Origin of the sequence: Affinundibacterium danionis, assembly GCF_042432465.1 — a bacterium.
Taxonomy (GTDB): Bacteria; Pseudomonadota; Gammaproteobacteria; order Burkholderiales; family Burkholderiaceae_D; genus Undibacterium; species Undibacterium danionis.
On record NZ_JBHLXJ010000018.1, the window covers coordinates 42,628 to 67,010 of the forward strand.

21 protein-coding genes are annotated in these 24,383 nt (G+C 46.0%); 18 read left to right on the forward strand and 3 right to left on the reverse strand.

The genetic code is table 11. From position 1 onward, the window contains the following. Window positions 1-169: 169 nt before the first annotated feature. Window positions 170-1,624: a D-alanyl-D-alanine carboxypeptidase/D-alanyl-D-alanine endopeptidase gene (gene dacB, locus ACFFJH_RS16360; protein WP_390214013.1), complete on the forward strand. Its 1,455-nt coding sequence runs from the start codon at window positions 170-172 to the stop codon at window positions 1,622-1,624. Window positions 1,625-1,817: 193 nt separating this feature from the next. Next, window positions 1,818-2,015 carry a hypothetical protein gene (locus ACFFJH_RS16365; protein WP_390214014.1) on the forward strand — a complete coding sequence of 66 codons (198 nt, stop codon included), beginning with the start codon at window positions 1,818-1,820 and terminating at the stop codon, window positions 2,013-2,015. 41 nt (window positions 2,016-2,056) lie between these two features. On the opposite strand, the gene ACFFJH_RS16370 is transcribed toward ACFFJH_RS16365, so the two are convergent. Both ACFFJH_RS16370 and ACFFJH_RS16375 read right to left on the reverse strand, forming a co-directional pair. After that, the gene (locus tag ACFFJH_RS16370) at window positions 2,057-2,920 is read right to left on the reverse strand and encodes an HDOD domain-containing protein (protein WP_390214015.1); all 864 of its coding nucleotides are present in this window, start codon (window positions 2,918-2,920) and stop codon (window positions 2,057-2,059) included. Window positions 2,921-3,121: 201 nt separating this feature from the next. Continuing rightward, window positions 3,122-3,592 (reverse strand): CreA family protein, encoded by a 471-nt coding sequence (locus ACFFJH_RS16375; RefSeq protein WP_390214016.1) that lies wholly within the window; start codon window positions 3,590-3,592, stop codon window positions 3,122-3,124. Between the two features lie 239 nt (window positions 3,593-3,831). On the opposite strand from ACFFJH_RS16375, the gene ACFFJH_RS16380 reads away from it, so the two are divergent. The 16 genes from ACFFJH_RS16380 to ACFFJH_RS16455 all read left to right on the forward strand — a co-directional run bounded on the left by ACFFJH_RS16380 (window position 3,832) and on the right by ACFFJH_RS16455 (window position 21,927). Continuing rightward, complete coding sequence (locus ACFFJH_RS16380) at window positions 3,832-4,209, forward strand: hypothetical protein (RefSeq protein ID WP_390214017.1); 378 nt, start codon at window positions 3,832-3,834, stop codon at window positions 4,207-4,209. A 195-nt stretch (window positions 4,210-4,404) separates the two neighbouring features. Then, the gene (locus tag ACFFJH_RS16385) at window positions 4,405-6,723 is read left to right on the forward strand and encodes a TonB-dependent receptor (RefSeq protein ID WP_390214018.1); all 2,319 of its coding nucleotides are present in this window, start codon (window positions 4,405-4,407) and stop codon (window positions 6,721-6,723) included. A 162-nt stretch (window positions 6,724-6,885) separates the two neighbouring features. Next, window positions 6,886-8,259 (forward strand): PepSY-associated TM helix domain-containing protein, encoded by a 1,374-nt coding sequence (locus ACFFJH_RS16390; RefSeq protein WP_390214019.1) that lies wholly within the window; start codon window positions 6,886-6,888, stop codon window positions 8,257-8,259. A 10-nt stretch (window positions 8,260-8,269) separates the two neighbouring features. Next, entirely contained in the window at window positions 8,270-8,875 is a 606-nt protein-coding gene (locus ACFFJH_RS16395) for an SCO family protein (protein ID WP_390214020.1), read from the forward strand. A gap of 68 nt (window positions 8,876-8,943) precedes the next feature. Further along, a complete protein-coding gene (locus ACFFJH_RS16400; protein ID WP_390214021.1) occupies window positions 8,944-9,396 on the forward strand; it encodes a copper chaperone PCu(A)C in 453 nt (150 codons plus the stop codon). A 179-nt stretch (window positions 9,397-9,575) separates the two neighbouring features. Next, window positions 9,576-9,776, forward strand: a complete 201-nt coding sequence (locus tag ACFFJH_RS16405) for a hypothetical protein (protein ID WP_390214022.1) — start codon at window positions 9,576-9,578, stop codon at window positions 9,774-9,776. 19 nt (window positions 9,777-9,795) lie between these two features. Beyond that, window positions 9,796-10,317: a YcnI family copper-binding membrane protein gene (locus ACFFJH_RS16410; RefSeq protein WP_390214023.1), complete on the forward strand. Its 522-nt coding sequence runs from the start codon at window positions 9,796-9,798 to the stop codon at window positions 10,315-10,317. A 338-nt stretch (window positions 10,318-10,655) separates the two neighbouring features. Then, on the forward strand, window positions 10,656-11,381 hold the full coding sequence (locus ACFFJH_RS16415) for a formylglycine-generating enzyme family protein (RefSeq protein WP_390214024.1): 726 nt from the start codon (window positions 10,656-10,658) through the stop codon (window positions 11,379-11,381). Between the two features lie 113 nt (window positions 11,382-11,494). Beyond that, entirely contained in the window at window positions 11,495-12,064 is a 570-nt protein-coding gene (locus ACFFJH_RS16420) for a PH domain-containing protein (RefSeq protein WP_390214025.1), read from the forward strand. Between the two features lie 27 nt (window positions 12,065-12,091). Next, window positions 12,092-13,777: a hypothetical protein gene (locus ACFFJH_RS16425; RefSeq protein ID WP_390214026.1), complete on the forward strand. Its 1,686-nt coding sequence runs from the start codon at window positions 12,092-12,094 to the stop codon at window positions 13,775-13,777. A 149-nt stretch (window positions 13,778-13,926) separates the two neighbouring features. Beyond that, on the forward strand, window positions 13,927-14,583 hold the full coding sequence (locus ACFFJH_RS16430) for a TetR/AcrR family transcriptional regulator (protein ID WP_390214027.1): 657 nt from the start codon (window positions 13,927-13,929) through the stop codon (window positions 14,581-14,583). Window positions 14,584-14,599: 16 nt separating this feature from the next. After that, on the forward strand, window positions 14,600-15,679 hold the full coding sequence (locus ACFFJH_RS16435) for an HlyD family secretion protein (RefSeq protein WP_390214028.1): 1,080 nt from the start codon (window positions 14,600-14,602) through the stop codon (window positions 15,677-15,679). Beyond that, window positions 15,673-16,626 (forward strand): ABC transporter ATP-binding protein, encoded by a 954-nt coding sequence (locus tag ACFFJH_RS16440; RefSeq protein WP_390214347.1) that lies wholly within the window; start codon window positions 15,673-15,675, stop codon window positions 16,624-16,626. The genes ACFFJH_RS16435 and ACFFJH_RS16440 overlap by 7 nt, the downstream gene beginning before the upstream one ends. After that, entirely contained in the window at window positions 16,623-17,756 is a 1,134-nt protein-coding gene (locus ACFFJH_RS16445) for an ABC transporter permease (RefSeq protein ID WP_390214029.1), read from the forward strand. The genes ACFFJH_RS16440 and ACFFJH_RS16445 overlap by 4 nt, the downstream gene beginning before the upstream one ends. Window positions 17,757-18,431: 675 nt before the next feature. Further along, window positions 18,432-20,594 (forward strand): TonB-dependent siderophore receptor, encoded by a 2,163-nt coding sequence (locus tag ACFFJH_RS16450; protein ID WP_390214030.1) that lies wholly within the window; start codon window positions 18,432-18,434, stop codon window positions 20,592-20,594. A gap of 175 nt (window positions 20,595-20,769) precedes the next feature. Beyond that, window positions 20,770-21,927: an acetyltransferase domain-containing protein gene (locus ACFFJH_RS16455; protein ID WP_390214031.1), complete on the forward strand. Its 1,158-nt coding sequence runs from the start codon at window positions 20,770-20,772 to the stop codon at window positions 21,925-21,927. A gap of 55 nt (window positions 21,928-21,982) precedes the next feature. Here the strand turns inward: ACFFJH_RS16455 and ACFFJH_RS16460 are convergent, their stop codons facing one another. Continuing rightward, window positions 21,983-24,271 carry a TonB-dependent receptor plug domain-containing protein gene (locus tag ACFFJH_RS16460; protein WP_390214032.1) on the reverse strand — a complete coding sequence of 763 codons (2,289 nt, stop codon included), beginning with the start codon at window positions 24,269-24,271 and terminating at the stop codon, window positions 21,983-21,985. Window positions 24,272-24,383: the final 112 nt, after the last annotated feature.

Below are 24,383 nucleotides of genomic sequence, written 5' to 3' on the forward strand. Positions count from 1 at the left end.
TAAGAATGCTGAAATGCTCAAAGCAGTGGAATTTTATCGGATAAAACATGCATAGATATATTTAGAACCTAATCGTAAGCGGAAAGTTCAATAAGCTTGGCGAGAATTTCAACTGACATGGCATACTAGCAAATCATTATTTATCGTTTTCTGATCAAAGGCTCATGTCATGTGCTTGTCCCGTCGTTTTCTTTTTGCCCTATTGAGTTCTTGCTTTGCATTACCACTGTTCGCCCAAGAAACCTTACCCGCCAACGTAGAGAGTCTCTTAAAGAAAGCCAATTTGCCTAAGTCCGCGCTGAGCCTGGTCATCACACCAAGTCGGCAGAACGGATACGTTTTTAACTTACAAGGCGACAAAGCAGTCAGTCCAGCCTCGACTATGAAACTGGTGAGCAGTTTTATCGCTTTGGACGAACTAGGCCCCAATTTTCGCTGGAAAACCCAGATTTATGCGGACATGCCCCTCACCGGCATCAAACACGGCACATACACGGGCAAACTCTACTTAAAAGGTGGCGGCGATCCCAATCTCACTTGGGACAAATTAAGTCTGCTACTTCGTAATTTGCGTCAACAAGGAGTGCGCGATCTGCAAGGCGACATTGTGCTTGACCGCAATTATTTTCAACCGACGCGCCCCGAGCTGAATGTCACACCTTTCGACGAAAATCCGGATGCCTACTACAACGTCATTCCTGATGCACTGCTCATCCACAGCAATATCAGCGCCATTGCCATTAATTCTGATAGCAACACCATAGAAAGCAAATTACTCACGCCTATGGATAGGGTGAGTATCAAAAATCAGATGACACGTAATAACGCGCCGTGCAACGAATGGAAAAATACTTGGGTAGCGCCGCAAACTAGCATCAATCCTCAAGCTCAAATCGAAATTAGCTTAAGCGGTGCTTTTCCCAAAAACTGTCAAACCACGGTGTATCTCAATCTCGTCGAGCGCAATGCTTACATTGGCAGTGTGATACGCGCGCTATGGGCAGAACTAGGTGGTAGTTGGCAAGGACAAATCCAGGATGGAGGCACGCCGGCTAACGCGGTACTCATCGCGCAAAGAGAATCCGAGACACTGGCCGACACGCTGCGCATCATCAATAAGTTTTCTGACAATGCGATGTCACGCATATTATTTCTAACTTTGGGAGCGGAGTCTCCTGTAGGCAAAAATTTTGCAGATTCCAGCCAAACTGCCAACGCGGTGATCCGCGCTTGGTTAGCCAAAAATGGCATCAGCGATACTGGTCTGCAAATAGAAAATGGCTCGGGCTTATCGCGCACCGATAAGATCAGCGCCAATCAATTGTCAAGTATTTTAAGAGTTGCCGCCAATAGTAATTGGTATCCAGAATTCGCTAGCAGCTTACCCATCGTAGGCATTGATGGCAGCATGCGTAATCGTCTCAAGTCCAGCGCTGCCGAAGCGCGTGCGCGAATTAAAACGGGTACCTTAAAAAATGTCGTTGCCGTCGCTGGCTATGTTCGGGATCAGCAACAAAATGATTGGATCGTAGTGGGTATTATCAATAGCGATGAAGCTGGTATCAGCCGCGCTCGTCCAGTGTTAGATGAGGTCATCAATTGGGTGGCGAATGATAGGCCTTGACATTAGTATAATTTAGCTCAAGCTCATCTTCTAGATCTAGCCTCTCACCGTCCATGCCCAGCATTTTGCGTTCTGTCTCATCGCGATTGATACGAGGATGATGGATTGGGTAAAGTCAGGGTTATGCGGTTTTAGGCCGAAGTATCAACTGGCAGATATCAACTGACAGAGATTAATTGAGAGGAATTTCACCATGATAGGCTTTTTACTCTGGATTATTTTATTCTTATTGTGCTGGCCACTGGCCTTACTTGCGATCGTATTTTATCCCTTGGTATGGCTATTACTTTTGCCGTTCCGAATACTCGGTGTCGCAGTCGATGGCGTATTTGAATTATTGCGTGCGGTGGTCTTATTGCCGGCACGAATTTTGGGTGGTAAGCCACGTTAAACGTGGCTACAAAAAACCTAGGCTTGATAACTTTAGATAGATCAATGGTTATGATTAAACATATCTTGCAACTCTTCACACCAATCTTCAGCGTCATGCAAACCTATGCCTAGATACTGACAAACACGTTCCCGCGCCTTGAACCATTCAGCGGAACTCTCTTGCCCCTCATATTTTTGAATCGCGTATTCGGCCAAGGTAGACAAGGCGATCAAGCCACGCACACTATCTTCGGTCGCAGTATCTTCTAAAGTGCTGTAATCATGATGCAATAAAATCGCGGTCGAGACTTGCTCCGGCAAACCCCAAGTGCGCGCCATTAAAGAACCGATAGACGCATGATTTGTAATGTGGTGATTGTCTTCAATTTGGGTTAAAGGCAAATCAAATTCATTATTCGCTTTTTTCCAAGTTTCGGCGTAATCAGGAAAACGCTCCATCAAAATCGGCACACCGATATCGCAAAACAAACCAAAAGTGTGTGCTACATCAGACGAACAAACCGGGAAACGTTTAACCATGGCACTTAGAGCCTGTGCGCGTTTAGTCGAAAAATCCCAAAATTTACCCAATGACAACGCACTAGCATTAATAGATTGGCGCGCAATAATTCCTGTCATGAGCATGCCTGTTTGCGTAGTACCTATCAAACCCACAGCATGATCAACCGATTGTGCTTTTAGACGTAATCCGAAAAAGGAAGAATTGGTCAACTTTAACAGCGATGCTGCAAGCGAAACATCATTAGCGATAATTTTTGCTAATCCTTGCGCACTAGGCTCATTCTTATTTAATTCCTTTTGCATCTCAACCAGCAAGCTAGGCCGTGGAGGAATGCGTATGGTTTTTAACAAACTATCGACAGCTTGTTTGTCCGTCACCATGGGTTGTGCGCTGTGATTCATCGTTTTGCAAAAGAATATTTTAAAATAGTATGAAAGATTAAATGCTTGTGGTCAGAGCAAATTCACCGTATTAGACATTATTTCCTAATGGAAATCAATTCCAAGCAAGTCCACGGCGAGGCTAAATCCAAAATAAATTGCTCTGCAACAGCTTTAGTTTATTGCACATTTATTGCATATCGCATTCAAGATCCGAAGAAATCACTTCAATGGTATGGGAGTTCGGCTATCTACTGGCACCGCTGTCACACTGTTTTGCGGCGAGCCATCAATTAATTTGTCGGAGTATGTCAGATAAATAAGCGTATTGCGTTCGACATCGACCATCCTAACGATACGCAACTTTTTAAACAAAATAGAAAGACTTTGATTAAAGACTTCTTCCTGCTGTTTGAGCGGCTTGTCAAAACTAATATTACCAACCTGACGGCAAGAAATTGAGGCTTCCGCTTTATCCTCGGCCAAGCCCAAGCCACCTTTAATCCCTCCCGTTTTGGCACGAGATACGTAACAAGTGACGCCTTTAACTTTAGGATCGTCATAAGCTTCAACCACAATCTTATGGTCAGGACCCAGCAATTTAAAAGCAGTATCAACACTGCCTATCTTCTGCGCCTGCGCTAGGCCAGAACCAAGTAATAGACATAAAGAGATTAAGCGAACATATTGCATCTTAGACTTTCATTGGTGGGAGGTATCAGTGCTTCGTTGTTTGTGCACTGGAATTTGTACTTATTTTAAATTCATTTTAGATTCATTTTAAATTTATTTAGAACTCATCCAAAACTCCTTAAAAACACTAGCGAATGACTTGCATCTCAAGTCCTTTGTTCTCTATCAATCTCTATTTTAGATGTAAGCGTGCCTGAGATTTCGACCAATTCAATATTTTCCTGCTACAATCGCGCCCCATGTTTTCCTTTTCCTTACTTCATCGTTTGCGTCGCGCTAATAAGCTCGTGATCGCCGTGTTATTCCTGTATGGGCTAACACTGGGTGTCGCCATGGCCGCGCCTATGATTGCAGGAAAAGGCGTCAGTATGGTGTGTACCAGCACGGGCATTAAATTTGTCAACGAATCTGGCAAAATTGTTGATGGTAAGGCGACTACGCACACCCTAGAATGCTCGTTTTGCGTACCTACTGGCATCGCTCCCGAACTTCCGCTTATCGAAGTTTGCCCTCCGGTACATGCATTATCCTACGCCACACAATCGATTCCAGCAGCACGACTCGCTGCGATAGTTTCCGCTCCTCTGCCCGCTCGCGGGCCTCCGTTGTTCAATTAAATCAAATCTAGCGACCAGCCGTATTCATCTAGCATGGAATAAGGCTGCCGCGTCGCACTTTATCTCGGGCTTTGTTACTGAAGAGAATAATCAATTTGAATTATTCACGCGGTAAAACAAAGTTCCATTTTGATTTTTGATTTTTCTGCGCACAAGTCCTAAGGATTTTTGCGTCAGGTATTGAACATTTATTTCATGAAAAACGCACTCCAACAAAATGCCATCGCATTAGCGATTATTGCCGCCTTTCCATTCTTCTCTGCCTATGCTTTCGCAGCGGATGATCACAATACCAAACAAGACAATCAACAAAATCGTCAAACACAAATAGAGCGCGTCACGATCAAAGGCGATAGGCCAACGACTTTGCCAACAGAAATTCCCACCACTATTGAAGGCATCAGTGCCAAAACCTTAGCGACCACCATCAATGCGATTGATGCCGAAGATGCACTCAAATATCTACCAAGCTTACTAGTGCGCAAGCGCTATGTTGGTGATTACAATCACGCGGTATTGGCAACACGCGCATCAGGCACGGGCAATAGTGCGCGCTCTATGGTGTACGCAGATGGCATCCTTTTATCCAATTTATTAGGTAATGGCGCAACCTTTACGCCACGCTGGGGCTTAGTCACGCCAGAAGAAATCCAACGTGTTGATGTCTTGTACGGGCCATTTTCTGCTGCTTATTCAGGCAACTCAGTTGGCGCGGTGGTCGACTACGTCACTCGCATGCCAGAAAAATTTGAAGCCCATGCCAAGCTGGTTGGCTTCTCGGAGAATTTCCAAGAATACGGCACTGACAAAAAATTTAGCGGCAAACAACTCAGTGGCAGCCTCGGTGATAAACAAGGTGCTTTCTCTTGGTGGGTGAATATCAATCGTTTAGATAGCGATGGTCACCCAATTGCATTCACCAATAAACTGGTTTCTACCGGCATCACTGGTAGCGCTGGAAAACCCGTCACTGGCGCAATCGCAGGCAAGAATCCGCAAGGCCAAGACTGGTGGTTAATGGCTGCAACTGGTCAATATCACACCATACAAGATCATGCCAAAGTCAAACTGGCGTATGACATTACCCCCACGCTCAGAGCCAGCTACACCTATGGCGTATGGCGCAATGATATGAATAGCTCGGTTGAAAGCTATTTACGCGATACCACTGGCAACGCGGTGTATAGCGGCGACGTGAACATCGCCGGCAAAAAATATACGATCAACCCTACCGATATGGCGAATAGCAAAAATCAGCTCGAACATATTACCCACGGATTACACGTAAAAAGCAATACCAAAGGCACGTGGGATTGGGAATTAGCGGCTAGCCTATATGATTACAACAAAGATATAGCACGTGCACCAACCGTAGCAATCCCAAGCGCAGACGTAGGCGGTGCTGGTCGTATCACCGATGGCAGCGGCACAGGTTGGAACACGCTCGCCTTAAAAGGTATCTGGCGTCCGAATGCTGAACATATCGCAGAATTCGGCTATCAACGCGAAGCTTACAAATTGCGTACCTTGGTATCCGACACCACTGACTGGATCAACGACGCAGCCAGCAAACGCTTTTCGGCTTTCCGTGGCGATTCTGAATTGAGCAGCATTTATCTCCAAGATGCATGGCGCATCAATCCGACATGGAAAACCATACTAGGCGGCCGTTTTGAACAATGGTCAGCACAGGATGGTGCGATCTCCAACGCCAGCACCACCTTGGCTTTTGGCACACGCAAGGAAAACTACTTCTCCCCCAAGGCCGCATTAGCATTCCGCGCAACTGATGAACTCACCATAAAAGCATCGCTAGGACGTGCAGTACGCATGCCTACAGTGTCTGAACTCTATCAAGGAACGGTATCGACACAAACCATCGTCAACAACGATCCTAATCTCAAACCGGAAAAATCTTGGACCAGCGAATGGAGTGCGGAACAATCACTCAACGATGGCAAAGGCTTATTGCGTGCAACTTTCTTCCATGAAGACACCGATGACGCGCTGTATTCGCAAACCAATACCTTAGTCACGCCAAACATCACGAATATTCAAAACGTCGACAAAATCCGCACCAATGGTTTAGAGCTGGCATATCAAAATAGTGACGTGATGATCAACGGTCTCGATCTCGCCGCCAGTGTGACATATGCCGATTCAAAAATTGTTAAGAACGATAAGTTTCAGATGAGCGTCGGCAAATGGCAGCCGCGTGTACCACAATGGCGTGCTAATTTCGTCGCCAGCTATCGCGCCAACGACCAACTGACAACCACACTGGGCGTGCGCTACAGTGGTCGTCAATACGGCTCTTTAGACAATAGCGACAGCAATGCTTTCACCTACTTCGGCTTCTCTAGTTTCTTGGTGGCTGATTTACGGGTTCGCTACAAGTTCGACAAACAATGGAGCGTAGCGATTGGTATCGACAATCTGAACAACAAAAAGTATTGGGCATTTCATCCTTATACCCAGCGCAGTGTGGTGGCTGAGCTGAAGTTTGATTATTGAGTTTGATTATTGAGTTTGATTATTGAGTTTGATTATTGAGTTTGATTATTGAGTTAAAAATTGTAGGGCAGGTAAAACCCGCCCCGCCAAAACATCGAGCGATTGTGCGGCGCGAATTGCACCCGCCCTACAAAAAAACCACTAATCGGTATAAGGAAAAACATGCAAACACAAAATAAGCGCAGCGCCCTACTACAACGTGTTTTTTGGCGGCTACATTTTTGGGCTGGCCTACTTACTGCGCCAATTATTCTCTTCGCTGCACTCACTGGCTTGCTGTATGTGTTCTCGCCGCAGATCGAAGCCTGGCGTCACGCTGAATTAGACACAGTAAATGCGGTGGCACCACATCAAAATCTAGACGCACAAATCGCTGCTGTGAGAATGCAATTTCCAAACGATGCGCTACGCACGATCATTCCTGCGTTTACCAACACGCAGACCACACAATTCGTTTTCGGAGACAAGAAAAAGCGTGCAGCACCTACAACTGTTGAAAATAACAAAGCAAGCGACGTGAGCAATCTAGAACACCAACATCACGCGCCAACCGCAAGCACTCGCTCAACCGGCCCATTCATCGCCTATCTCAACCCTGGAACGCTAGCACTGCAAGGTACGATAGCTGAAGACGGTCGCTTCAAAGAATGGGCGAGTAAATTACATTCGACCGTATTACAAGGCGACGGTTGGCGCTGGCTGATTGAGCTAGGTGCTAGTTGGATGATTATGATGCTGATCACTGGCATCTACTTATGGTGGCCACGCGGCAAAACAAATTGGCGTAGTGTGCTACGCTGGAATCGCAGTCAAAATCAACGTGTTAACTGGCGTTATTTTCATAGCATCAGCAGCATTGTATTTAGTGCTCTGACCTTGACCATCCTGCTTACTGGGATCACCTGGTCCAAGTATGCGGGTGAGAATTTCAGAGCGATGCAAACGGCGCTCAAACAATCTTCGCCCAGAGCGCCTAAGGAATTAGCGTCAACATTTACACCAGGAATACCAGCATTAAGTGCAGAGGCGATTTACCGTAAAGCGCGCCAACTCGCACCCGAGATTCAAATGCAATTGACGCCACCCAAATCCGAACGAGGTGTATGGCGCATCGAAAGTTTTGATCGCACCCAACCACAAAAACGCTTCCAACTTGTGCTTGATGCGTACACGGGCGCCGCGCTTTATCAATCAGGCTGGGGTAATTTGCCTTTGCTAGCACAAGCAACAGCGGTCGGCATTCCTTTTCATCGAGGCGAATTTGGTTGGTGGAATCAAGCCTTACTTATCCTCGTTGCACTCTCAACGATTTTTTCTGTGGTATCTGGCTATGTCATGTGGCTACAAAGACGCAAAGCGGGCAGTCTTTCCGCACCCGCAATCGATAGCAGCCACGCGCTTGCGATTCCTTGGTGGATATACCTTATCTTGCTTTTATTGGGCTACGCGCTACCAGTTTTTGGCATCAGCCTTGTGCTGCTACTCATCATTGAAGCCGTGACGATGTTCCTGCGACGCAAAACAAATCATGCTTAAGAAGACTTATATGCACACCCCAATATCTATCCATCAAGCACGTCGAACTTTCTTAATCAGTAGCTTGGCACTTGCGCTCACGGCATGTAACAAAGCCACACTCAAATTTAATAGTATCGACATCACAGGTGCTGATTATTGTCGCGATTTCAAACTCAATGACAGCGACGGCAAGCAGCGCCAACTGGCCGATTTTAAAGGACGTTATGTCTTGGTATTTTTTGGCTTTACTCAGTGCCCTGATATCTGCCCTACTGCCCTAGCGCGCGCAGCCGCAGTCAAACAATTACTAGGTAAAGACGGTAATAAGTTACAGGTGATTTTCATCAGCATCGATCCCGAACGCGACACCGCCGACCTAATGCGCGCTTACACACAAAATTTTGACCCTAGTTTTATCGGCCTTCGTGGCACCGCCGAACAGACAAAACAAGTTGCCGACGAGTTTAAAGTCTTCTATGCTAAGGTCGCCACTGGCAGTAGTTACACCATGGATCACTCGACTTTGAGCTATCTGTTCGACACCACAGGGAAAATACGATTAGCGATGCGACATGAACATAGCGCCGATCAATTCGCATCTGATATTCGTCAATTAATGCAGCATGCCGCTTAGATTTTTGCAGCCATCTAATGTAACTAACTTTGTATTCTATGTAGTCCATACCAACGAAAGGAAAGACCATGAAAAAAATCATCACTCCACTCTTCGCCGCACTCAGCTTAACCATCAGTGCTGCTGCCTTCTCACAAGTTGCGGTAAAAGATCCTTGGGTGCGCGCGACTGTACCGCAACAAAAAGCCACTGGCGCATTTATGCAATTAACTTCAACCCAAGATGCCAAAATCATTTCCGCCACCTCTCCCGCCGCAAAATCGGTAGAAATTCACACCATGGAAATGGATAAAGACGTTATGAAAATGCGTCAAATCATGAGCTTAGATCTGCCAGCGGGTAAAGCAGTCGAACTAAAACCAGGCAGCTATCACGTGATGCTGATGGGCTTAAACGCACAAGTCAAAGAAGGCGATATCGTGCCATTGACACTGACCATCGAAGGTAAAGATAAGAAGACACAAACCATCGAAGTCAAAGCGGTTGGCAAAGCGATGAATGCCTCAGCACACAAGATGTAACATTAAACAGCAAGCACTATTCAGATAAATCGAAAGAAATGAAGTGTCATCCCTGCGAAGGCAGGGATCCAGTGACTTTGGCTCTTCGCCTCGCTGGACTCTCGCCTTCGAATCGTACAAGCCAAACAAGATAAACAAGTCTAAACACGCCAAGCAATTGGGCAAAAACCGGAGGAGATATGAAGTCGAATTTATCCATGTTTTTCAACACGCTACGTTGTTTCAATGTGGCTGCGATTGTGGCATTGGCGATCTGGCACGGTTATGTTTTCTATTTAAATCAAGCGATACAGAGAACCCCAACATCGCCGGTCATTGAAATCAAACTCACGACGCCGAGCAATTCACCGAGCGATCACACTAGCCAAGTTTTAATCTAAAGCGCCAGCTAAAAACATCATGAAAAGACTTCTTTTACCTCTCTGCCTGTTCACCATCACCAACCTAGCAGACGCCCACGTCACGCTAGAACAAACAAAAGCCAAAGCTGGCAGCTACCACAAGCTCACTTTTAAAATCGGTCACGGCTGCGACGGTAGTACCACCCATACGGTCAAAATCAATTTGCCAGAAGCGGCAACAGGCGCAAAACCTATGCTAAAACCCGGCTGGAAAATTGATACTGTGAGCCAAACTCTGAGCAAGCCTTACGAATCGCATGGCAAAACCATCACCACAGGCGTGCGCGAAGTGACGTGGAGCGGCGGCCAATTGCCTGACGCCTATTACGACGAATTTTCTATCCAAGTCAAACTCAGCGACGAAGTCGGTAAACAGTATTTCAAAGTCACCCAATTATGCGAAAAAGGTCGCCTCGATTGGATAGAAATCCCCACTGAAGGACAAAGCAGTAAAGCACTCAAATCACCCGCCCCTGTGCTCGAGGTTGAAGCTAAAAACGAAATCGTGCCGCATCACTAAGCGTTGGTGATAGGTACAGTGTAAAGTGCGCGGAATTTAATTCAAAGGCGATTTCCCACATCGATTTGTCTATTACGTCTTTTTTAGGTCTGAATAAGAAATCGCACGGCAACAAAGAAATTTGCTTGTTTGACGCCACTTCATAATTTGCTAGGATCATTCTCTTTATCGCCTACACTTTTCATTGCTATTTTTGTACGATGGCAATTACCGATAATTAGAGAAAATAGAGAAAAACTAGTAGTTATGCGGATTTAAGATGGGTTGTATGAGGCGTATTATGCATCGTCACCTGAAATTTTAGGCGACATTGTTACGACTACATCTAGTTGGGCATCATGACAACGATTCCGAATGCACAAAACATGAATCAGAATAAACAACAAGGCGCTGCTACCGAGCATATTGCTGCTGAAATGGTGAGGATAGATGCTGGCACAATCACACTGAAAGATGAGGGAACAGATCGCTTTTGGACAGTCCATCTGCGGCCCTACCTCATAAGCAAGTTTGTCGTCACTCAAGAGCAGTACTTCCACTTCATAGCCAGAGATCAAGTCGTTAACATTAACGACCGGAATAAACCTATCGTCGATATTTCTTGGATCGATGCTATTCACTTCTGCAACCAACTCTCCCAACAGGCTGGATTACCAAAATGCTATTCGTTTGATACTGCCGGTGAAGTGTCGTGCGACTGGGAACTAGATGGCTACAGGCTACCTTCAGAAGCAGAATGGGAACACGCCTGCAGAGCAGGTAGTACCGAGGTCAGATACGGCGAACTAAGTGAGATTGCTTGGTATCGCGATAACTCAGGCCAATATCTGCATGAGGTCGGAACAAAGAAGTCAAATAACTGGGGTCTCTACGACATGATTGGTAATGTTTGGGAGTGGTGTTGGGATATTTACGACGCGAAGGTCTATGGTTCTTATCGAGTCTTCCGTGGTGGCGGTTGGTTCGACTCTCCGCGAGGTTGTCGTGCGTCGTGCCGCCGAAAGAGCCATCCCACTTTCCACGTAGATGACCTAGGATTTCGACTCGCGCGGACAGCTAAATAATCCCTGAGCAGTTACAATCTCACCCGCCCTAGATGAGTTCACATTTACAACTTATTTCGCCATCCACAAACCGCTATACTAGGCCTTTATCATTTAAATATTAGCTCAAAAGCATGATCAACACATTCAATATCCCTGAGCATTTACACGAAAGACTTCGTTCTGAATTAAAGGCAGGCGAGATCATCACCTGGGCAGGCCAACCGATTCCAAGCATTTACATGAAATCGGGTATGAAATTGTGGTTTTTCTTTATACCTTGGACAGCTTTTTCTATATTTTGGATCGCTGGCGCATCAGGATTTGAAATTCCTAGTTTTGAAGAAGGCTGGAGTTTATTCCCACTTTTTGGATTGCCGTTTTTTCTGATCGGTATCATGGGACTTAGCTCGCCGTTTTGGTTAAAAAAGAATGCACGTTCAATGGTCTATGCGGTGACAGATCAACGTGCGATAACCATATCAGGCATCAAGACGATCACCGTCAAATCCATACCATTGGATCAGATCAAAAACATAGAACGCATTCAGCATGCAAATGGTTCTGGTGATTTAATTCTACAAACAAGAACCTATCTGGATAATGATGGCGATCGGAGTACAGAAAAATTTGGTTTTTTTGCGATTGATAATGTCAAAAAAGTGCAGACCGAAATCGAGCAACTACTTAAGTCACAAAGTTAGTTGTTACCGTCTTTACGAGCTTGCACCATGAAACCATTCATCAAGTCGTTCATACTATCCCTCACTTATATCGCACTGGTAACGACTAGCCTATCGGCGCATAGCTCAACATGGGAAGAAACCGATGGGCAGTTTTTTATCAATGGTGATTTAGCTGCGGTGAAACGTATTTTATCTAAAGAAAAATACAGCGGTGATCAGCTTAGTTTGGCTTTGAATTTCGCTGCGTCTTCCGGCAATGTGGCGTTGACGCAGTATCTTGATAGTCTTGGCTGGGTAAAAGCCTGTAACAAGCTGCGCGATTGCAAACCGATGCAGTGGGCTAGCATGAACCATCCTAAACCGCAGATGGTGGAATGGCTGCTGAGCAAAGGATTTAAGTCTGGCGCAGAATCGCTCGAAGCAGCCGCGGTAGTCAATTTACCGCAAGAAAATACGATTGCTGATAGCTTCGCTGTGGTCAAGCTGCATTGTGAAAATGGTGTCAATCCGCTCGTAAGTGTCAGCTATCAACACGAAGGAAAAAAGGTGGCAGTGGCACCTGTTGTGGAGAGGCTAAGCGAAAGATTAAATTCGCCAAGCCAAGACCAAGGTTACGCCTTGCTGCATGCACGAGCGCGTGCAGCGGAGGTGATCACTACCAGTTTTATGAAAGCCGGTTTATGTAAAAAAGGTGCAAAAAAATCGACGTGGTTTGATGACTACTTGAATCTCGTTACAGCAAGCCGCGCAGGCGACACCGATCTGAGCAAAGCAAATACCTACATTGCAGCCAATATCAGCAAGGAATGGCGTGCCATCGTCGAAAACTATCTGATGAACGAAGCCGTCGCGATTACAGACGCGACGCAAAAACTATCGATGTTGAACGCCTACAAAACAGCTAAATGGTTAGAGCGCTGTCGTCAAAATCGATATTGCAGCGTCATTGACGTGGCCGCAGAAAGTGGCGCAGATAAAACCACTTTCGACTTCCTAGCCAAAGAAGGCTATCCACTCGATAGTCCAAATGGATCTGGCGCCACACCACTCGCCTACGCCACCGCCAATGCGCACCTTGGCGTGGTAAAAAACCTGTGCGACTCGGGCGCAGATTTTCGAAAAACAACTACGATGGAAATCTATGAGCGCTCAATCATCAGCATCGCCCGCAGAGCCTACAGCTACACCTGGTGCAGCGCGCTCATCGAAGCGCCTTTACCTAAATCAGTAAAAGATGATATTCAAAATCGCTGCGAGTATGAAGGCGGCTCAATCGGTAGCCCGCAAACTGGGGTCAGTATTCCCGAATGCATACCAGGTAAAACTTGCATGGGCATCGCCTTTCCACCAAAGGGAAATGAAACACAGATAAAAGATCTAAAAGCCCTCGCCGATATCTTTGATTATTACAAAAGCGGTCAATGCAAAGCGCCAAACAAAGTATTAAGTTGTAACGCCAACACCAAGCACTATGCGGTACTAATCGCCGACAAAGTACAACTACGTAGCGAAGCCGATGCCAATAGCAATAAGATCGACACGCTGCCGTTTGGCACTATGTTTGAAGTTGTCGACAGCAATCGCTCCTGCGAAACGATTGCGACCCGTGAAGGGCGTTGGATCAAGGTGAAGATCTATTCGATACCGCTACGGTCTAGAGAAGAATACATCGACATGCAAGGATGGATTTTTGACGCGTATGTCGATTATGTGCCGACATTAGAACCATGATGCTGGTGGTTGAAGCCCGCCTGCCATTTGATTCGAGCGGACCAATTTAATAGTAATCAAGCTTGCAAACTGATGCTTGACCTAGTGCCGATTTAGTCGCAAACTAGCCATTATTAGTCACTCGCCTAATAATAAATAAATTCATCACCATGGCTAGACCTTCACAAAATATTGATCAAACTTTACTGCAAAGTGGGCGTGAGCTCTTCCCTCACTGCGGGTGCTGCGACTTGTCTCTGCGCGCTTTGACTGAACACGCGCAAGTGAATATGGGCATGTTTCATTACCACTTTCGTAGTAAAGACAATTTTTTGTCCATCTTATTGCAATCCATGTATGAGGATTTATTTCAGCAATTGCAGGCAGAAACTCAGCATCCGGGTAGCGCAATACAACGTTTACGACAGACCTTGCTGCTGCTTGCCCGGCTGCTGCGGGAACATGGCGGGTGGCTAGGTCGTGTATGGTCAGATGCCAATCGTGGTGACGCCATTGCTAATCAATTTTTACAGAAAAATGGCACACGTCATCTACAACTAATCTTGAGCTTGATTCAGCAAGCAATACTTGATAAAGCGCTAGAACCAGTCGCTCCAATGCAAGCTTTTACGTTTTTAATGGGGTCGATAGCGGCACCCATGTTAATCGCACCGCGCGTGATGCAACTCGGCTTTATGCCGAATATGTATCAGACGCAAATGCATGACACCGTGCTTAGTGACAGCGGCATTGCAGAGCGGGTTGATCGTGCTTTATTCGCGCTAAGCGCTTTCCAAGCTGATAGCAAGCGCTCATCCCTAAGCTAACCTGAAACGAGAGTCTATGATGCTCATGTCCAACCTCAACACGCCACTAGTTACGCCAACAGTTGCGCCACCAGTTGGCATCCTCCAACGCATAGGCTTCATCACTCTCATGACAGTCACCAGCCTAAGCTTCACAGCCTGTCAGCCCACACCACCGCAAACGTGGTCAGGTTATGTCGAAGGAGAATATCTGTATTTATCCTCTCCTCTCGGTGGCCGCATCGAGCAACTCAATGTCGCGGCTGGACAGCAGGATGCAGCAAATACGCTCTTATTCCAACTCGACAAAGAGCCTGAAGAAGCGAGTCGTGAGGAAATCGCGGCCAAACTCAAGATCGCCCAAGCGCAAGCCGACAATACAGAAAAAGGTCGACGTCAAGATGAATTGGCGGTCATACAAGCGCAACTTGCGAATGCCACAGCGCAGGCAACACTGGCACAAAATGAACTGCAACGCCAACAGCAATTGCTGACTCAAGGCTTTATCTCAAAAGCCAAACTTGACGATGCGCTGACGAATGTCAAACTCACTCAAGCCCGTGTCAAAGAACTCAACGCGGCAGTAGCGGTCGCCCAATTACCCTCCCGCATAGATGAACGTAAAGCAGCTCTTGCCAATGCGAACGCAGCCCAACAAGCACTACGACAAGCCAACTGGCGTAGCGCTCAAAAATCTCAAAATGCCCCCGTCGCAGGACAAATCGCCGAAGTCTTTTTCCGTGCGGGCGAGGTCGTTGCGGCAGGCCAACCTATCCTATCTTTACTCCCACCCAGCAATGTCAAATTACGTTTCTTCGTACCAGAAGGCGACATTGCAACACTCAAAACTGGACAAGCGTTACAGATCGTGTGCGATCAATGTGGCACGGGAATCAAAGCCACTATCACACGCATTTCGACGCAGGCCGAATACACACCACCAGTCATTTATTCCAACTCACAACGTGCTAAATTAGTGTTCATGGTCGAGGCTAAACCTGATCCCTCATCCGCCAATTTGCATCCGGGACAGCCAATTGATGTTCTGCGTATCCAGCCTGTTCAAGCTGCTCAAGCTGTGCAGCCTGTCCAAGCTAGTACGGAGAAAAAATCGTGAGCTCCTTAGCGATTGATGTCACTGGACTGAGTAAATCCTACGATGGTCGCAAGGTCGTTGATCAAGTCGCTATACAAGTCGCACAAGGTAGTATTTGCGGCTTCCTCGGCCCCAATGGCAGCGGTAAAACGACAACCATACGCATGCTGTGTGGTTTGCTAACACCCGATGCTGGGAATGGCACCTGCCTCGGTTTAGATATTTTTAAAGACGCCGCAAAAATTAAACGTCAAGTTGGCTATATGACGCAAAAGTTTGGCTTGTATGAAGATCTCTCCATACGCCAAAATCTCGACTTTGTTGCGCGCTTATTTGAACTACCTCAGCGTAAAGAAGCCGTCGATGCATGCTTAGAACGCTTGGGATTAAGCGCTCGTCAATCGCAATTGGCAGGCTCGCTATCGGGCGGTTGGAAACAAAGATTAGCACTTGCTGCTTGCTTAATTCATCAACCGCGCTTGCTCTTACTGGATGAGCCGACTGCGGGCGTTGATCCACGTGCCCGTCGTGAATTCTGGGATCAGATTCATGACCTCGCCGCGCAAGGGATCACGGTTTTAGTTTCGACCCATTACATGGATGAAGCTGAACGTTGCCATGAATTAGTCTATATCGCGTACGGCAAAATTTTAGCGCGTGGTACCGAAGCTCAAATCATTGCTGACTCTGCATTGAAAGTATGGACCGTGCAAGGTCCTAATCTGGGCAGTCTATTAGCACCGTTAAAATCAGCGCCGGGTATACTCAGCGTCGCCGCTTTTGGCAACTCGGTTCATGTCGCTGGATTGGATGAACAATTAGTGCTAGCGGCACTCGACCAAATCCGCCATGAACAATTACAAATCACGCCTAGTAGTGCCAATTTAGAAGATGTCTTTATCAGCATGATCAGCGCCGCGCCAGACAACTTCGCAAAAGATAATGCTCGGTCGCAGGTGATGCGATGAATCGTTTTTCTCTAGCACGCATGTTAGCCGTCTTCATCAAAGAGTTTCAGCAAATGATGCGTGACCGCTTAACATTCGCTATGGCCGTTGGCATTCCCATCATGCAGCTAATCATGTTTGGCTATGCCATCAACACCGACCCGAAAGGCCTACCCACTGCTCTAGTCAATCTGGACCATGGCCCTCTGGCGCGAAGTTTTTCGGCCGCCTTACAAAATACTGGCTACTTTCGGATTGACCATGTAGGCTTTAGTGAACGCGATGCCGATGCCTTAGTGGAAAACGGCAAAGTCCAATTCATGCTCGTGATCCCGCCTGACTTTAGTCAAAAATTAATTCGTGGTGAAAAGCCCAGCATCTTACTCTCTGCCGATGCGACCGATCCATCCGCCGCTGGCAATGCGATCTCGGCTATCAACGCGATCGTACCACTGGCCTTGCGACACGATTTAGTTGGTCCATTACGCTACTTACAAAACACCACTCCTGCTTATGAAGTGCGCATCCACAAACGCTATAACCCAGAAGGCTTATCGCGTTACAACATCGTACCCGGTTTGATAGGCACGATACTCACCATGACGATGGTCATGCTCACCTCACTAGCCATGACGCGCGAACGTGAACGTGGCACTATGGAAAATTTACTCGCAACGCCCGTGCGCCCAGCCGAAGTAATGATAGGCAAAATTCTGCCCTATGTCTTAATCGGCTACATCCAATTGACCGTCATCATCAGCGCCGCCTTTGTGATATTTGACGTGCCTATGGTGGGTAGTTTACCGCTGCTGCTAGCCTTAATCGGTATCTTCATCATGGCCAATCTCGCGGTCGGTTTTACCTTTTCCACCATCGCCAAAAATCAGTTACAGGCGATGCAGATGACTTTCTTTTTCTTCTTGCCGTCTATCCTTTTATCGGGCTTCATGTTCCCTTTTCGCGCTATGCCAGTGTGGGCGCAAAACATCGGTGAAGTCTTACCACTCACCCATTTCTTACGCATCGTGCGCGGGATTTTATTGAAAGGCAATTCCATCGCACAACTGACCCAAGAGTTATGGCCGATGTTAGCGTTTTTATTTTTTGCGGGATTTATTGCGCTTAAACGTTATCGTCAAACTTTGGATTAAGGCTTTGGTTTGAAATTTCAGCTTAAGGAGCCAAGACTCAAGTTTACGCTAAGCATCACAAAGCCCAACAAGATAGAAATATCTGGAATGTGCTGAATCAATCAACGCAGATTATTCAAGTCAACGCTTAGGCTATGATTGTCGTACGACACCCGCAGCAACTCCGTCAAACCTCAGATTCATATTCATAAAAATGTCCATGTCTGACTTTGCTCAGTTCTAAGAATATTCCAAATTATTCGAATTTTTATTTGCAACAATGTTGCATTTAAAAACAATTCAACATAGAATCCGTATTTGCAACAAAGTTGCATTTTAAAAACCGATCTATTTCCACTGAGAATCTATATCGTGATTCTAGATACATTATTTCAAAATTAACCTAAATTCATGACTTTTATTTCAAATTACTCAATTGAAATTGATGATTATTCTGGAAAACTTGCGCAGAGCATTTGCACTTTATTTCACTTAGGAAATATCTTAGTGGCTACCATCCTAAGCAATTTATTAACATTACATCTCAAGAGCTTACTGTTAAACAAAAATCTGGCTAGCAATTACATGTGAATTGTACGAGCACAGGCTGCAACCGAATCAGCCCTTCTATTGCTCACTTTGACATTTACCAGACGACCAAAATCACAAACACAATTTATTCAGACCTCACGCAACATGAAATCTTCCACCAATAACGCATTTGCTTTACTCCTGATCAGCCTGTACCCAGCATTGGCAATGGCACAAGCAACTAACGATATTCAATCTAAAATTCAGCCCAAGGCCCAATCGGATACAGCGTCTTCAGAGGCCGACAACGACATCAAACCGCAACAAGTCAAGATACAGGGACAAACGCAATATCGACAATTATCAGTCGCTGGTGCCACCAAGACGGATAGCTTACTCATTGACCTACCCATAAGTGCTCGTGTGCTTAGCGCAGAACTTTTACGCGATACAGGTGCCAACACCTTGCGTGATGCACTCGATCTCAGTAGTGGCATACAACGTCAAAGTAATCTCGGTGGTTTATGGGATAGCTATGCGATGCGCGGCTTTACTGGCGATCCCAATTTTGGCTCTGACTATATGGTGAATGGCGTCAACTCTAGTCGCGGTTATAACGGTGTGCGGGATAATGCCAACACCTATGCCATTGAAGTATTAAAAGGACCTGCCTCAGCTTTATATGGTCGTGGCGAACCGGGTGGCACGATCAATATTCTGACGAAAAAACCACGCTTTGATAGTACTTTTCAAATGGATTTTCAGCTGGGTAGTTTTCAAGAAAAACGTATCGCTCTCGATTTGACCGGCCCCCTAAATGAACAGTTCGCCTATCGACTCAATCTCGCGCGCGAATCAAGTGACAGCTCGCGCGATTATCTCAATAGTGACAAACTCTTTATCGCGCCGTCTATGCTATGGCGCATCAATGACCATACGACACTGTCTTATGAAATTGAAGCAAGCAAACAAAAATCACCGTTTGATCGCGGTGTGGTCGCGATTAAAGGACAACTCGGCGCGATACCCAATTCACGCTTTCTAGGTGAACCAGGCGATGGTCGCATGCAAGTTAAATCACTTGGACACCAAGTATTTTTCCAGCATGATTTAAACTCAAATTGGGTTTTACAATCGGGATTGTCTTATCGCGACAGTGAAATTCAAGGCTATTCAACAGAAGCCAGCGGACTACAAGCAGATAATGAAAATTTGCGGCGTCAACGACGCTATCGTGACTTTTCCGCATCGGATCGCAGCGCAAGAATTGAGTTAGCTGGAAAACACACTATCGCTGGTATTCAACACCAAAGCCTATTCGGTATCGAGCATGTACAATTTGCTGATGAACGTGTGCAACTACGACGCAACCCATCAAATAGCAATCCATACAGCATCAACATTTTCCGACCTGTGTATGGGAAACAAGCAGATCCATTAGCGCTCTCCATTAATACCAAAGAAAATCAAGAGGCAAATGCTCTCTACTTTCAAGATCAGATTGATTGGAATGCACAATGGAAAACTTTGCTTGGCATGCGGATAGATCGCTACCAACAAGCGATAGAAAATCGCCGCACCGCCACCTTGAATCAGCAATCTTTGCAATCGAATAGTCCACGAGTCGGTGTGGTCTACCAATCAAGCCCGAGTCTTGCTTTCTACTTGTCAGCAGCGAAAGGCTTTCGTCCCAACAGTGGCGTGAGCATAGATAATACCGCCTTCCGAGCTGAGCAGAGTCATTCTTACGAGCTAGGTATGAAGTGGGAAAACGCGCAAAAAAATCTCACCAGCACTATTGCGGTTTTTAATATCGATAAGAAAAATGTCCTGACGACCAATCCTATCAACACTGATTTCTCAGTCACTGCAGGAGAACTCAACAGCAAGGGATTGGAACTCGACCTCGAAGGCGAGATTAACAAAAATCTGCGCGTCGCAGCTGCTTATGCTTACACCGATGCAAAGGTTAGTCGCGGTGATAATTTAATCTTAACGGGAAGCCGTTTTCCTAACGTCCCACGCCACAGCGCCAATGTGGTGTTGAAGCAAAACCTACAGATAGCTGGACATGCAAGTGGATTAGGATTAGGCATACAGTACATAGGCGAGCGGTATGGCGACGTTGCGGTTAGTAGTCAATTTATGCTGCCAGGGTATACGACCGTCAAGCTGTTGGCTGACTACCGTATCAATCCACAGATGCAACTGAACTTCCAGGTTAACAATTTATTTAACCGTCAATACTATGCAAGTGCCTACAGCCAGCTATGGGTACAGCCTGGAAGCGAACGACAAATGCACCTCAATTTGCGAGTGTCATTTTAATTTGGTTTGATCATTGAATGAAAACGATGCGATTCGACTGCGATTTATCCCTAACGTGATCACTAAGGTGATCATTAAGGTGAACATAAAAGTGATCGTTGTCGAAACGCCGTTTTTTATCCCGCGTCTGCCAATTTGATTGACGCTCAAACATACTATAGTTCTAAGCACTAATATGACTACCAACACCACTCTGCGCAACAGAATTAGCGCCATTGATAGTTTACGCGGATTTATCATGCTGCTGATGCTCGTTGATCATGTGCGAGAAACCATTTATCTGCACAAACAAGTTGCCGATCCCATGCTAGTCGATCAAACCGACCCTGCACTTTTTTTTACTCGTTTAAGTGCGCATTTTTGCGCGCCGATATTTGTTTTTTTGGCGGGACTATCTGCCTGGTTGTACGCCCACCCTGCACATCTACATGGTGGGCAACGCGATGCCACTGGTTTTTTAATAAAACGCGGTGCGTTTCTGATCTTGCTAGAATTCACGGTCATCAACTTTGCGTGGTCGGGCTACTTCCCTCCGCACACCTGGTATCTGCAAGTCATTTGGGTCATTGGCTTAGCAATGATAAGCTTAGGTTTACTGCATAAGTTACCATTGCCCGTGTTATTTAGCTTAGGACTATTGATCGTCGCTGGACACAATAGCATTAGTGATATCAAGCTAAGTCAGGATCATCCTGCCTATACTATATGGACGATTTTGTTTCAACGCGGCTTTTTACTTGAGCCATTTAATATGATCAAGATCAGTTATCCGCTGCTACCTTGGATAGGCATCATCTTGCTCGGCTATTGTTGCGGACCGCTGTATCAACGAGGCATCGAAGGTTGCCAAAGGCAACGCTATTTAATCGCGATAGGATGTTCTGCATTAGCCTTGCTTCTACTTCTGCGTAGCTTCAATATCTACGGAGAAAACCAAGATTGGCACAATTACCAAGACTTGATTACGACAGTAATGTCATATTTGAATTTTCAAAAATATCCGCCTTCATTCTTATTTAGTTTGCTCACTATAGGAGTTGGTTTGCTCAGTCTAGCGTGGATAGAAAAAAACAATAATCGCCTACTTCAATTCTGTGCTGAGATAGGCGCAGCACCGATGTTTTATTACATTTTGCATTTGAACTTGCTCTTAATTTTACAAAGCGTCTTGGTGAAAATTTTTGGCGCAAATCATGGAACACGATTCGGCGTTGAACAAGTATGGCAAGTCTGGCTTGGTGCTGCGCTACTTGTACCATTGCTTTATTATCCGTGTCGACAATTTGCGCTCTACAAACGTCATAGTAAGCAGGCGTGGGTTCGGTATTTATAAAACCGTCTAAACCTAAATTGCCAACACACCAAAGAACAAAACAAAGCGATCAAGCTCACCACTTCGTACCCCACACCAAGCGCCAAGTAGTGGCTGACTGTTGTTGACTCAGCTCACTCCAGCGCGAGGTCGTGTTGGTGTAGTTGCCGGTTTCTACTCTATTTTGATGGAGCAGATTGCTACCTGAGAAACGTAACTGATGCTGCGGCGATATTTGCCACGCTACATAGCAATCTAGTAGTCGTTTTGGTTGACCATGGCTACTTAGATACACAGATTCTCGCAAGTTATCAGCCGCCTGAAAACTATAATCTGCACCTACGCGTACATCAGAATTCAATTGATAGTCACCACCGATACTGATGAGTAAGCCTGTCTGTTGCGCCAAACGATTATCCGGTCCAGGTACTTGCGCTAACTTAGACCAATTACGATTAAGATTGGCATGTAGTTCTAGCGCGGGCAGATTGGCTGACAGTTGTTTTAAATTGAGTTTCGTTTCAATTTCCAAGCCCATCAGTTTGGCCTGTCCATGATTGATAAAACTAGATAACCAACTATTCCCATTCAAGGATAAGTGCTCGGTGATGACATCATCGACACGACGCCAATAAGCGCTGGCACTGATCACACTACTATCACTCAAATAATGTTCATAGGCCAGCTCCACGCCCCATGAGCGCTCAGGACGCAGATCAGGATTGCCCTGCATATCAGGATTAAGTGGCGTATTGTTGTTATCTATCCTTAGCAAACGTGGCACCAAGCTGGCGACAGCGGGAAGTTTAAAGCTACGATTCAAGGCCATACGCCATTGTCTATGAGGATCAAGTCTCAAGACACTTTGCAATATTGGACTCACCAGACTGGAACTGTTTCGCACATCGAAAGCACCCTGCTCTTTGCTGCCACTACGAATATTTTCCATTCGCAAACCGAGATAACTTGACCATGCGGTATTGATTGTCCATTCATCCTGCACATAAGCCGCCAGCTTACGCACATTGGCCTGATAATCATGTGCGGTATGATCCGAAATACCGGAAGGAAAAGCGCGCTCTTGTTCTTCGCGATTTTCATGACGTAATGCGTGACTCATCTCCCAACCTGCACTCAAGACATGCGATGTGGAGTACGGTGCTAAATATTTTCCATGAAAACGGGTTTCAGTTTCATCAGCATCACCGGCCACATAACGATGGACACGTAATGCCTGGTCGCTATCTTTACCCCAGAATTGAAATCGTCCTGATCGGTCAAAACTATTCCAAGCGAGATTCATAGTTAACTTTGCACTGTCCGCTAAACGACGCTCCCAGCCTACATCCTGACGCGAGCTAAAGACATGCGCATTCCAGACGCTACTATTATTAGGAAATTCGGTGCTCGCACCTAGGATGGAATTTTCGTTTTCGAATTTACGCTGTCCAAGGCGACTGAGATTGAGGCTAGCTTGCCAATTGAGGCTATTTTGCGAATCGAGTTTCCAATTTAAACGTGGCGAGAAACTAGCCACATCACGACGATTTTGCTGACTCTGTTGCAAGACTCTGTCGGTTTGGACTTGCCAACTTTCTTGCCCTTGGGATCGGGTAGCATAAGCTTCATTTTGTTGCTGGTAAATTTCATTGCGGCTACTTTCTAATGTACCAGCTAACACGAACGAAACATTCGCTACTTGACTTGGCAATTGATCTGCCATGCTCCAACTTAGATTTCCAGACAATGCGCCACGTTCCTGACTCAGCGAGGTTTTGATCTCAGTGGGTTGTTGAGTGCTTTTTTTCTTAAGCACAATGTTAATCGTACCAGCGATACTTTGTGCACTCATATCCGCGCCAGCGACTCGCATCACTTCTATGCTATCGATCAAATCAGGCGCGATACTATCAATAGAAAAGCCCACTGGCGTGGCCTGACCATTCAATAATATCTGAGTATAGCCATTCCCCAGTCCGCGCATACGAATCTCTACTCCTTTGCCTTTACTCTCACTCAGACTAATACCAGGCAATCGCTTTAAGACCTCACTAATATTGGTATCACCATATTTTTGAATGTCCTCACTTCCATAGACTACGCGCATGCCTATATCGTCCTGCCTGTCGCGATTCGGTTGCGTCTTCGCGCTTATCTCGACACGGACTGGCGCTGGTGCTGTGCTCTCCTTGACGGGACGCTCTTGCGTTTGCGCGTAAGTGTAGGTGTGAGTATAAGAACATAAACTCAATAGACTCAGGCCAATGATTGCCTTCTTCATGTCCTTGTGCTGGGGTATCTGCACCAAGCTTGGTTGACTAGATAAATGTTGAAGACGAGTTGAGGTCTGCTGATTAAGCATCATATTTTCTTTCATTCAAAGTTAATAGACGTGCGCCCTCCTTGCGCCTAGCTAGGCACAAGGTGATCACATCAGTGAGAGTACGGTTGAAAGTACGAGAGTAAGAGGAGCAGCC

Excerpts from the sequence above, each read along its gene's own strand:
- dacB (WP_390214013.1), top strand. The coding sequence starts at position 170 with ATGTGCTTGTCCCGTCGTTTTCTTTTTGCCCTATTGAGTTCTTGCTTT.
- ACFFJH_RS16365 (WP_390214014.1), top strand. The coding sequence starts at position 1,818 with ATGATAGGCTTTTTACTCTGGATTATTTTATTCTTATTGTGCTGGCCA.
- ACFFJH_RS16370 (WP_390214015.1), bottom strand. The coding sequence starts at position 2,920 with ATGAATCACAGCGCACAACCCATGGTGACGGACAAACAAGCTGTCGAT.
- ACFFJH_RS16375 (WP_390214016.1), bottom strand. The coding sequence starts at position 3,592 with ATGCAATATGTTCGCTTAATCTCTTTATGTCTATTACTTGGTTCTGGC.
- ACFFJH_RS16380 (WP_390214017.1), top strand. The coding sequence starts at position 3,832 with ATGTTTTCCTTTTCCTTACTTCATCGTTTGCGTCGCGCTAATAAGCTC.
- ACFFJH_RS16385 (WP_390214018.1), top strand. The coding sequence starts at position 4,405 with ATGAAAAACGCACTCCAACAAAATGCCATCGCATTAGCGATTATTGCC.
- ACFFJH_RS16390 (WP_390214019.1), top strand. The coding sequence starts at position 6,886 with ATGCAAACACAAAATAAGCGCAGCGCCCTACTACAACGTGTTTTTTGG.
- ACFFJH_RS16395 (WP_390214020.1), top strand. The coding sequence starts at position 8,270 with ATGCACACCCCAATATCTATCCATCAAGCACGTCGAACTTTCTTAATC.
- ACFFJH_RS16400 (WP_390214021.1), top strand. The coding sequence starts at position 8,944 with ATGAAAAAAATCATCACTCCACTCTTCGCCGCACTCAGCTTAACCATC.
- ACFFJH_RS16405 (WP_390214022.1), top strand. The coding sequence starts at position 9,576 with ATGAAGTCGAATTTATCCATGTTTTTCAACACGCTACGTTGTTTCAAT.
- ACFFJH_RS16410 (WP_390214023.1), top strand. The coding sequence starts at position 9,796 with ATGAAAAGACTTCTTTTACCTCTCTGCCTGTTCACCATCACCAACCTA.
- ACFFJH_RS16415 (WP_390214024.1), top strand. The coding sequence starts at position 10,656 with ATGACAACGATTCCGAATGCACAAAACATGAATCAGAATAAACAACAA.
- ACFFJH_RS16420 (WP_390214025.1), top strand. The coding sequence starts at position 11,495 with ATGATCAACACATTCAATATCCCTGAGCATTTACACGAAAGACTTCGT.
- ACFFJH_RS16425 (WP_390214026.1), top strand. The coding sequence starts at position 12,092 with ATGAAACCATTCATCAAGTCGTTCATACTATCCCTCACTTATATCGCA.
- ACFFJH_RS16430 (WP_390214027.1), top strand. The coding sequence starts at position 13,927 with ATGGCTAGACCTTCACAAAATATTGATCAAACTTTACTGCAAAGTGGG.
- ACFFJH_RS16435 (WP_390214028.1), top strand. The coding sequence starts at position 14,600 with ATGATGCTCATGTCCAACCTCAACACGCCACTAGTTACGCCAACAGTT.
- ACFFJH_RS16445 (WP_390214029.1), top strand. The coding sequence starts at position 16,623 with ATGAATCGTTTTTCTCTAGCACGCATGTTAGCCGTCTTCATCAAAGAG.
- ACFFJH_RS16450 (WP_390214030.1), top strand. The coding sequence starts at position 18,432 with ATGAAATCTTCCACCAATAACGCATTTGCTTTACTCCTGATCAGCCTG.
- ACFFJH_RS16455 (WP_390214031.1), top strand. The coding sequence starts at position 20,770 with ATGACTACCAACACCACTCTGCGCAACAGAATTAGCGCCATTGATAGT.
- ACFFJH_RS16460 (WP_390214032.1), bottom strand. The coding sequence starts at position 24,271 with ATGATGCTTAATCAGCAGACCTCAACTCGTCTTCAACATTTATCTAGT.